3 protein-coding genes are annotated in these 2,967 nt (G+C 59.4%); all 3 read left to right on the forward strand.

Going from position 1 to position 2,967, the window contains the following annotated elements; genetic code table 11:
* Positions 1-782 (forward strand): tryptophan synthase subunit beta (gene trpB, locus Q1K23_RS08880; RefSeq protein ID WP_300363950.1); only part of this gene is annotated, 782 nt, incomplete at its 5' end.
* 16 nt (positions 783-798) lie between these two features.
* Complete coding sequence (locus Q1K23_RS08885) at positions 799-1,416, forward strand: DedA family protein (protein WP_300363951.1); 618 nt, start codon at positions 799-801, stop codon at positions 1,414-1,416.
* Positions 1,382-2,866, forward strand: coding sequence for a leucyl aminopeptidase (locus Q1K23_RS08890; RefSeq protein ID WP_300363952.1), 1,485 nt, complete (start codon positions 1,382-1,384; stop codon positions 2,864-2,866). Before Q1K23_RS08885 ends, Q1K23_RS08890 begins: the two co-directional genes overlap by 35 nt.
* Positions 2,867-2,967 lie beyond the last annotated feature (101 nt).

Here is a 2,967-nt window from a genome sequence, read left to right on the forward strand (position 1 = left end):
TGGGAGCCAAGGATGTGGCGCGGCAGGAACTCAACGTCTTTCGGATGAAACTGCTGGGCGCGAAGGTCCATGCCGTCGAAAGCGGCTCGAAAACACTCAAGGACGCCATGAACGACGCCATCCGCTACTGGGTCACCAACGCCCGGGACACCTTCTACATCATCGGCACCGTGGCGGGACCGCACCCCTATCCGATGATGGTGCGCGATTTCCAGGCGATCATAGGCTACGAAGCCAAGGCGCAGATCCTCAAGGCCCAGAACCGGCTGCCCGACTACGTGATCGCCTGCATCGGCGGCGGCTCCAACGCCATGGGGATCTTCGCCCACTTCCTGGACGAGAGTGAGACCACCTGCATCGGCATCGAAGCGGGCGGCCTGGGACTGGATACCGACAAACACGGCGCCAGCCTCGCCAAAGGGAGCCCCGGCGTGCTCCATGGCCAGATGAGCTACCTGCTGCAGGACGAGGACGGACAGATCCTCGAAGCCCACTCCATCTCCGCCGGACTCGACTATCCGGGCATCGGGCCGGAACACGCCTATCTCAAGGAGATCGGCGCCGCCGAGTACGACTCCATCACCGACGCCGAGGCGCTGGACGCCTTCGTATGGCTGAGCCAGAGAGAGGGGATCATCCCCGCCTTCGAAAGCTCCCACGCCATCGCCTATCTCAAAAAGATGGATCCCGAGCGTCTCAAAAACAAGCTCGTCGTCGTCAACCTCTCGGGCCGCGGCGACAAGGATATGATCCAGGCCAAAGATCTGCTCCATTTCGACTGATTGAGAAGGGGAGGCGATGGAGCAGTTTCTGATCGACGCGCTGATAGAGTACGGCTATATCATCCTTTTCGTCTGGAGCGTCATGGAGGGCGAACTGGGACTCGTCATGGCGGGTACGATGGTCCACACGGGCCACATGGATATGCCCACGGCCATCTTCGTCGCGGGTCTGGGAGGATTCACGGGTGACCAGATCTACTTCTACATCGGCCGCTACAACAAAAAGTGGCTCCACCGCTATCTGCACAGACACCGCCGGAAGTTCGCCCTGGCCCATCTGCTGCTCAAGAAGTACGGCTGGCCCGTCATCTTCATCCAGCGCTACCTCTACGGGCTGCGTACCATCATCCCCATGAGTATCGGGCTGACACGCTACAGCGCCAAAAAGTTCGCCCTGATCAATTTTCTCAGCGCACAGGTCTGGGCCGCCGTCACGATCGTGCTGGCCTACGTTTTCGGCGAAGAGATCCTGGCCGTCCTGGAGTACATGAAACACCACTGGTACTTCGCCCTGCCCGTCGCGGCGCTCTTTTTGGGTACAATCGCCTACACGTTCCACCGTATCGAAGAGAACATACTACATAGGAGGAGAGAACGACATGCAAATCGAAACAAGTCCGAAAAAACGGCATGAGATCGAGGCAGACGTCGAAATCGTCTGCGTCGTCGACAAAAACCTGGAGCATTCCTGGATCGAAGACAAAGAGCTGCTGGAGAGTGCCGGTTTCGAGGGAGGACAGGACGAGACCTGTTTCCTGCCCGAAAAGAGGAAGCTCTACGTCGGTTCCGACTCGCTGCACCACGACGACATCCGCAGCGCCTACGCCGCCGCGATCCGGGCGCTGAGAAAAACGAAGGCCGAACACGTCAAGACAGGTCTCTACCTGGGAAAATGCGCGGCCCAGAACGTCAAGGCGATGGCCGAGGGCATGATCTTCGGCGACTACGAATACGACGCCTACAAGAGCGAAAAGGCCAAACACCCGATCAAAAAGGTGACGATCAGCTGCGAAGATTTCAACGGCAAGAGCCTCGACTGCGAAAAGGCGAAAGGCTACGTCGAAAACGCGGTGATCGTGGCACGGGCCACCAACTACACCCGAAGCATCGTCAACACGCCGCCTGACGATATGACCCCCGAGATGCTGGCGCTCAAAGCGGTGGCTCTGGCCGAAGCCAACGATCTGGAGTGCATCGTACTGGACGAAAAGGGTCTCGAAGCGGAAAACATGGGGGCGTTCCTGGCCGTCAGCCGCGCCAGCGACCATCCGCCCCGTCTCGTCCATCTGGCCTACAAACCCCAGAACGCGAAATTCAAAATCGCCCTGGTAGGCAAGGGACTCACCTACGACAGCGGCGGGCTCAGCCTCAAACCGGCCGAATACATGGTCACGATGAAATCGGACAAATCGGGCGCCTGCGCGGTACTCGGCATCATGAAAGCCGTCAGCGAGCTGAAACTGCCGATCGAAGTCCACGGCATCATCGGGGCCACCGAAAACATGATCGGGGGCAACGCCTACAAGCCCGACGACATCCTCAAAGCCAAAAACGGCAAAACGATCGAGATCCGCAACACCGACGCCGAAGGACGCCTGGTCCTGGCCGACTGCCTCTGCTACGCCCAGGAGAAGGTCGAACCCGACTACCTGTTCGATTTCGCGACCCTGACGGGTGCCTGCGTCGTGGCACTGGGCGAATACACCACCGGCGTCATGGGGCACGACCGCACCCTCAAGCACAGCTTCTCCAAAGCGGCCACCAACGCGGGCGAACTCACCGCCACGCTTCCTTTCAACCGCTATCTGAGAAAACTGATCAAGAGCGAGATCGCCGACGTCTGCAACATCAGCAGCTCCCGCTACGGCGGCGCCATCACGGCCGCCCTCTTTCTCGACCACTTCATCGAGAAAGAGTACAAACACAAGTGGCTGCACCTGGACATCGCCGGCCCCGCCTACGTCGAAAAGCCGTGGGGCTACAACCCCGCGGGTGCCAGCGGCGCGGGTGTCCGCATGACGGTCAAATGGTTCGAACAGATCCTCAAGCAGGCCGAAAAAGAGGCGAAAACCTCGACCCACTGATTCCGGATCGGGCCCTTCGGGCCCTTTCTTCGCTCCTACTCTTCTTTTTCGTCTTTTTTCTTTTTCGGCGCCTTGAGCACCAGAATCATCACGATCACCGC

Source organism: Hydrogenimonas sp., assembly GCF_029933015.1.
Lineage (GTDB): Bacteria > Campylobacterota > Campylobacteria > Campylobacterales > Hydrogenimonadaceae > Hydrogenimonas.

Bases quoted from the DNA above. Each gene is read 5' to 3' on its own strand.
- Q1K23_RS08890 (WP_300363952.1), top strand. From the start codon at position 1,382: ATGCAAATCGAAACAAGTCCGAAAAAACGGCATGAGATCGAGGCAGAC.
- Q1K23_RS08885 (WP_300363951.1), top strand. From the start codon at position 799: ATGGAGCAGTTTCTGATCGACGCGCTGATAGAGTACGGCTATATCATC.